This is a genomic window from Flavobacterium erigeronis, assembly GCF_054075165.1.
In genome coordinates this window covers 954288-961495 of record NZ_JBSKGP010000001.1, presented here as the reverse complement: position 1 = coordinate 961495, position 7208 = coordinate 954288, and the positions used below count along the sequence as shown (strand labels likewise).

General features: G+C 32.5%; 6 protein-coding genes. All 6 read left to right on the top strand.

The window, feature by feature from the left end:
• Positions 1 to 302: 302 nt before the first annotated feature.
• The 6 genes from ACWA1F_RS04070 to ACWA1F_RS04045 all read left to right on the top strand — a co-directional run bounded on the left by ACWA1F_RS04070 (position 303) and on the right by ACWA1F_RS04045 (position 7066).
• The gene (locus tag ACWA1F_RS04070) at positions 303 to 578 is read left to right on the top strand and encodes a hypothetical protein (protein WP_456891804.1); all 276 of its coding nucleotides are present in this window, start codon (positions 303 to 305) and stop codon (positions 576 to 578) included.
• Positions 579 to 725: 147 nt separating this feature from the next.
• On the top strand, positions 726 to 1289 hold the full coding sequence (locus tag ACWA1F_RS04065) for an NfeD family protein (protein ID WP_306153765.1): 564 nt from the start codon (positions 726 to 728) through the stop codon (positions 1287 to 1289).
• Between the two features lie 17 nt (positions 1290 to 1306).
• Positions 1307 to 2818: a flotillin family protein gene (locus ACWA1F_RS04060; RefSeq protein ID WP_456891801.1), complete on the top strand. Its 1512-nt coding sequence runs from the start codon at positions 1307 to 1309 to the stop codon at positions 2816 to 2818.
• A gap of 154 nt (positions 2819 to 2972) precedes the next feature.
• Positions 2973 to 4424, top strand: a complete 1452-nt coding sequence (locus ACWA1F_RS04055; RefSeq protein ID WP_456891799.1) for a hypothetical protein — start codon at positions 2973 to 2975, stop codon at positions 4422 to 4424.
• Positions 4425 to 4630: 206 nt separating this feature from the next.
• Positions 4631 to 6037, top strand: coding sequence for a hypothetical protein (locus ACWA1F_RS04050; protein WP_456891797.1), 1407 nt, complete (start codon positions 4631 to 4633; stop codon positions 6035 to 6037).
• A 141-nt stretch (positions 6038 to 6178) separates the two neighbouring features.
• The gene (locus ACWA1F_RS04045) at positions 6179 to 7066 is read left to right on the top strand and encodes a DMT family transporter (RefSeq protein ID WP_456891795.1); all 888 of its coding nucleotides are present in this window, start codon (positions 6179 to 6181) and stop codon (positions 7064 to 7066) included.
• The last annotated feature ends 142 nt before the right edge of the window (positions 7067 to 7208 follow it).

Below are 7208 nucleotides of genomic sequence, written 5' to 3'. Positions count from 1 at the left end.
GGAACGAGAAATCGCACGCGGGATTCACATATTGTCGAGTTTCTAGTGCGATTTCTCGTTCCTCTAAATGACAACATTGGCACAAAAAAACAATATAAAACTCTTACAATTTATTATTTCTTTCAAATTTATATTTGTAAGTTTGTTTTGCAAACATTTCTAAGGAGAAATCCTTAAACATATTAAAGTAACAATAAGCGTATACCACGTCATGGTGAAGGGAACGGGAAACCGCCTAAAATTATTCCTTGGAATGTTTGCACACCTAAAACGTGGTATTCGTGTGTCTAATATTTTCTAATATGCAAACAGAAAATCAAAAACCAACACACCACGACGTTATACCGTCGATGGCCAATTTCCTTTCCAATTTATGGTTTGAAGGAGATTTTAGAGAACAACCCCATTATTTATCTGAAATTTTCAAGCGAATTCTGGAAACAGATTTGGGAGATGACAAAGATTTAAGATCCAAAATGATGGAATGCATCAAAACTAGTGAAATGCTTGCCAAAGCGCTCGAACCGTTTTCGGATAAACAGATTGAGAAAGCTTGCAGTAAATTTGCTGTAGTTTAAAACAGTCCAAAAAAGCGTGAATTTTCAAATTGAATTTCGCGCTTTTTCATTCTAAAAACAATTATAAACACATTTTTCATCCAAATTAGTTTTCTTACAAAAAAAATTAGATATTAGCGCCAAGAGTTATTCAAAAAACTTATAATTATGGAACTATTAGAAAGCTTGCCTACTCTGCTTAAATCTTTTTGGTATATCGCTATTCCATCAAGTTTAATTTTTCTTATTCAAACTATTATTACCTTTTCAGGTCTTGATATCGCGGATGGTTTTGATACCGATTTTAATGCTGATATGCATGATGGTGGCGATTTTCAATTATTCTCTTTAAGAAATTTGATCAATTTTCTGTTAGGTTTCAGCTGGACAGGAATTTCTTTTTACTCTACAATTGGTGAACATACTTGGTTTTTGATTGTACTTTCTTTTGTTGTGGGGGTTTTATTTGTGCTTTTATTTTTCTTCGTAATCAAACAAGTTCAAAAATTAGCCGAAGATAATTCGTTTAAACTTTCTAATACACTTGATAAAACTGCAGAAGTTTATTTAACAATTCCAGAAAATAAAACTGGAAAAGGCAAAATTATGATTAGCGTAAACGGCGCTTTTCATGAATTGGAAGCCATGACCGAAAATGCCAGAATTGCTTCTGGAACAGCTGTAAAAGTTGTTAAAATAGAAAACAACCTCCTCATCGTAGAAACCCTATAACATAAACTATAATGATAATGAACCCAATTATTTTGATTGCAGTTGCGGCAATCGTTCTATTCGTAACCATTTCAGCATTAATCTCAAGGTACAAACGATGTCCTTCAGATAAAATTTTAGTAATCTACGGACGTACTGGTGGTACCTCAGCCCGTTGTGTACATGGTGGAGGAGCTTTTATTTGGCCAGTAATTCAAGATTATTCTTTTCTGGATTTAAAACCGCTTTCTATCGAAGCCAATTTAACTAATGCATTAAGCCGTCAGAACATTCGAGTTGATGTACCTTGTCGTTTTACAATTGCAATTTCTACAGAATCAGATAGTATGAATACTGCTGCTGAAAGGTTATTAGGTTTATCATCAGAACAGGTTCAGGAACTGGCAAAAGACATTTTATTTGGTCAGTTGCGTCTGGTTATTGCAACAATGACTATTGAAGAAATTAACTCTGATCGTGATAAATTCTTAGACAATATTTCTAAAAACGTAGACAGCGAATTGAAAAAGATTGGTTTAAAGTTAATCAACGTAAACGTTACCGATATTAGAGATGAATCGGGTTATATCGAAGCTTTAGGAAAAGAAGCTGCTGCAAAAGCCATCAACGAAGCAAAAATTAGTGTTGCTGAACAAGAAAAAATCGGAGAAATTGGTAAAGCTCTTGCCGATAGAGAAAAAGATACTCAAATTGCAGAAACACATAGAGATCGTGACGTAAAAATTGCGATTACTCAGAAAGATAAAGAAATTAGTATCGCAACTGCTTCTAAAGACGAAACAATTGGTAAAGCAGAAGCAGAAAGAGATACAAGGGTAAAAACTTCTGAAGCCAATGCCATTGCTATTCAAGGAGAAAATGAGGCAAAAATTGCTATTGCCAATTCAGAAGCACTTCGTAGAGAAAAAGAAGCAGAATCATTACGTGTTGCAATAGCCGCAGAAAAAGTACAACAAGCAAAAGCATTAGAAGAATCTTATATTGCAGAACAGAAAGCCGAGTTGGCGCGTTCTGAAAGAGAGCGTTCTACACAAATTGCCAACATTGTCGTTCCTGCTGAAATTGCTAAACAAAGAGCAATTATCGAAGCACAAGCTGCTGCAGAAACTATCAGAGAGAATGCAAAAGGAGAAGCTGATGCAATTTTCGCTAAAATGGAAGCAGAAGCAAAAGGTTTATTCGAAATCTTAACCAAACAAGCTGAAGGTTATAAAGATGTTGTGGCTGCTGCAGGTGGAGATCCAAGCAAAGCATTCCAGCTTTTATTATTGGAAAAACTTCCAGAATTGGTAAAAACTCAGGTTGAAGCGGTTAAGAATATCAAAATTGATAAAATTACGGTTTGGGATTCGGGTAATGGCCAGGGCGAAAATGGATCAACAGCCAATTTTGTTTCTGGCATGATGAAAACTGTTCCGCCATTAAATGATTTATTCAATATGGCTGGATTAAATTTACCGACTTACCTAAAAGGTGAAGACACTCCAGAAGTTCCTCCAACTATCCAAGTAGAAGAGACAAAAGAGTAAAAATCTTCATTTTAGAAAATAAAAAAGCGTGAATCGGTTAACTTTTATCGATTCATGCTTTTTGCTTTTAAAAAATATTATTTGATAAATTCTCCATATCCAAAAAATTAAGATATTAGCCCAAAAATTATCTAACCAAAAACAAATTAGCTGTATGAAGAAAAAAATATTTGGCTTCTGCTTAATATTAAGCGCTTTGACATCATTTTCGCAAGAAATTGTAAGCTCTGTGCCTATCGAATTAAAAAAGAATCGTGATATCTTTCAGGTTGTAAATAATGAGAAGAAAGATGTTACTTTATTTGTTAGTGATAAAATAAAAGTAAAAGCGATTCATCTTGACGGAAACATGAAAATAGTGGACAGTATTTCTGCCGAAAGACCAAATACTAAAACATACGACATGATGATTGGCTATAACAGCAATAATAACAATCCGCGTTTGTTTTGGGCGTCTAACGATTACGAAAACATCTTTTCTCAATTGTATGATGTTTCGAACAAAAAAGTTACAACACAGCAATATACTCTTGACCTTAAAGAAGAAAAAGTGCTTCAGAAATTCAGCGAAAGCGAGAAATTTTACATTTTAACTGTTCCCAAAAAAGGCAACTCTTTAAAACTACATGTTTTTGACAAAAATGGTGTTTATTCAGCAAAAATTATCAATTTGGACGGATTCCATTTCTTCAAATCTAATTATACAAAATCAGATATCTATGGAATTTTAGGAGAAAATCTGCTTCCGTTTGAAGCTCCATTTTCATTAAAAAACATCAATGTTGAAAATCCGACTTCATTAACAGACGCTGCTAGAAAAAGAAAATGTTATTTTGATGGCAAAACGCTTGTTTTAACTATTGATACAAATTCAGATTACACACAGGCAATTATAATTGATACACAGAATTTTTCGGCTACTGAAAAGATAATCCGATCTCCAGGTATTTCTAATGTAACTTCTACAGGATATAAAATCGCTATAACTTCGAATTCATTTTATTTTGACAATAAATTTTACATCTTAAAATCGTCTGAAGATCAATTTTTCTTTACTGTAAAAGACTTAGAAGATAATACGTTAAAAGAATTTTCAGCCACATCTGACACTCCAATTGATTTTAAAAACTCAGACATTTATCTTGAAGGCGGAGATTTTGGAGGAAAAAGAACCTTAACAAACAGCTCTCAATTTTTAAGAAAAATTGTCAATTTAAATGCTGGTCTTTCTTGCTATCATATTGGTCAAAATACGCTTATTACTTTTGGAGGTATTTCTTCTACAGGACCATCTACAGGACAAACTGTTGCAAATCAATTTGGCTTAATTGGAGCTTTGGTAAGTGTTGCATTCTTAAGCCCTACGATGGAGAATTTTAATTCTTATGCGAATAGAAAAGTAGTTAAAATTGAAGGTCTTTTTGATAATCAAGACAATCATATAAAAGGCGATTTACAGCCTTTGGCATTTGATAAAATACGCACTTTCTTTGATGACTACAAAGATGTTTCGTCTCAAATTTTATTTAATATAGAAGCGGTATATTATCTAGGCTACTACGATAATAAAACAAAAGAATATACAATTCGAAAGTTTGCAGATTAATGTGAATCTAAGAGCTTTTAAATAAATTAAACAAGCGTGAAATCTTTAGTTTCACGCTTGTTTAATTTAATAAAGAAAAGTATTCAAACCTTTATACAGAAAAAATTAGATCTTCACCCAACCAAAAATTGCCAACTTAATCTATGCTAAAAAAATCACTCCTTGCCTGCTTTCTTTTTCTGACTATTAACACCTTTGCACAGGAAATGATAAAAGAATTTGATCTCAAATTAGAAAAAAAAAGAGATTTCTATCAGGTAACTAATAAGACCAAAAATGAAATTGTGTTATTTTCAAACGATAAAGAAAAAGTTTCTTCAATAAGATTTGATTCCACTTTTAATATTAAAGATTCGATTTCTGCTGTAAGGCCGGAAAGCACTTACGAAGAAATTCTTGGATATACTCAGAAAGATGAAAGCTATAGCATTTTCTGGGGTTCAAAAGACAGAAAAAAAATATTTGCACAATCTTTTGATTTTGCAACAAAGCAAATCAATATTAAATTTTTTGATTTAGAACTGAAAAAAGAAAAGATTGTTAAAGAACTTACTATCAACAATGTTTTTTATATAATTACTCTTGTCAAAAATATCGGAAATTTAAAATTTTATGTTTTTGATCCTTCAGGTGAATTAGACACTAAAACGGTCGATTTGTCGAAGTTTGAATTCAACAACAAAGAAGGAAATCCTGTAAATTTACATACTGCATTAACTTGGGAATCTTCCAATTTCTTTTTTCAAAATATTAATAACGAAAGCCCTCCTTCACTGGCTTTGAGTACTAGAAAAAATAAAATCTATACTTATAAAAATGACGAGATTATTTTCACACTAGATACTGGTCCACATGCTACAGATATTTTAAGAATAAATCTAAACGACTTTACTGCTTCTTTAAAGGCAATTAAACAGCAACGCACAATAAGTCATGAATATGATGGATTTTTATTTGAATCCAATTCTTTTTTAATCGATGACAAACTCATTCAGATCAAAACAAATCCTGAAGTTCTATATTTAACCATAAGCGATTTAGATGGCATGAGAATTAATACTTACAAAGCATTGCGAGATGAAGAAATCCCTTTTAAAAATACGGATGTTTTTCAGGAATCAGGCACATTTTCTAATAAAAAAATATTAGAAAAACCAAAACAATTTATACGCAAGATTAATAACTCTACTCCTGGCATATCGTGTTATAAATTAGATGGTTTATATTATACCGTTATTGGAAGTTCAGAAGACATAGCAAATGGAGGTGGAATGGGAATGGGAATGGCAGGTGGATTTTCAAGTGCTCCTATCGCCATGTCTTATTCAAGCTACACTATAGAAAACCTGATTTCTTATAGAGACAAAAATGTGGTTTATACGACTTGTCTGTTCGATTCCAATTTTAACCATTTGAAAGACGAGGTCAAAACCTCAGCATTTGAAAAAATAAGAATATTTCTAGAGGAAAATGAAAACATAAAAGACGGCCGAACACTTTTTAATAAAGTCTTATATAAAGATTTAATTCTATTCAAATTAGACAGTTCTATTTATCTTGGAAATTATAATAAACAAAATAAAAAATACCAGATTTTTAGCTTTAGCGAATAATATTAAAAATCAGAATTTTAAAAAATATTTTTAAAAAGCGCGAACCAATTAAGATTTTTAATTGATTCGCGTTTTTCGCTTTCAAAATACTCCCTTTCTAGATTATCTTTGAAAAAATAATTCAAGAACAAAATACATTAAATGAAACTCACCAAACCAAGATTAGCCTTAATCTGCGGTATACTTTGCATATCCATTTTTCCGATATTGGTAAAATTACGTTTAACTCCAGGCTTGATTTCGGCATTTTACCGAATGTTTTTTGCTGTGACCCTGCTTTTACCTTATGTTATAATTTCAGGAAATTTCAAATTACCGAAACCAAAATTTCTGCTTTTAGCAGCGCTTTGCGGTATTTTATTTGCTTCAGATGTTGCCGTTTGGAATATCGCCATTCAGGAATCAAGCGCAACTCAGGCTTCTTTGCTGACAAATTTATCTCCTGTTTGGGTCGGGGTCGGTTCTTTTTTCTTTTTGAAAACAAAACCAGCCACAAATTTCTGGATTGGTACATTGGTCGCTTTGCTCGGAATGATAACTCTAGTCGGTTTTGAGTTTTTTATCGATTTAAACTTCGATCAGGCATTTCTATTTGCGGTTTTATCTGGAATCTTATATTCAATTTATCTTTTGGTCAGCAAAAATGTGCTTTCGCAGGTTGATGTGCTTTCGTTTATGACCATCAGCTTAACCGCTTCAAGCATTTATTTGGGAATTTTATGTTATTCGTTAAACGAACCTTTCACAGGATTTTCAGATGCAGGCTGGTTTGTTCTAGTGCTTCAAGCTGTAATTTGCCAATTGTGTGCTTGGCTTTCCATAAGTTATGCGACACAGCACATGCGCGCCACAAGAGTTTCATTGAGTTTGTTAAGTCAAGCTGTAATTACCTCTATTTTGGCTTGGTTGTTTTTGGAAGAAAAAATAACTTTACAAATGGTTTTCGGCGGAATTATTCTGCTTTGCGGAATCCGAATAACATTTTATGATAAGACGATTTCTTTGAAACGATTGTTTTCTAAGAATTGAGGTTAAATAGTTTCACGCAGATTTAAATGATTTAAGCAGATTGAGCGGATTTACTTTTTTAAATCTTTTTAATCCTTTAATCTGTGGCAAAATATCTCCCGCAGATTTGACAGATTAAGCGGATTTAATTATTTAACCCAAA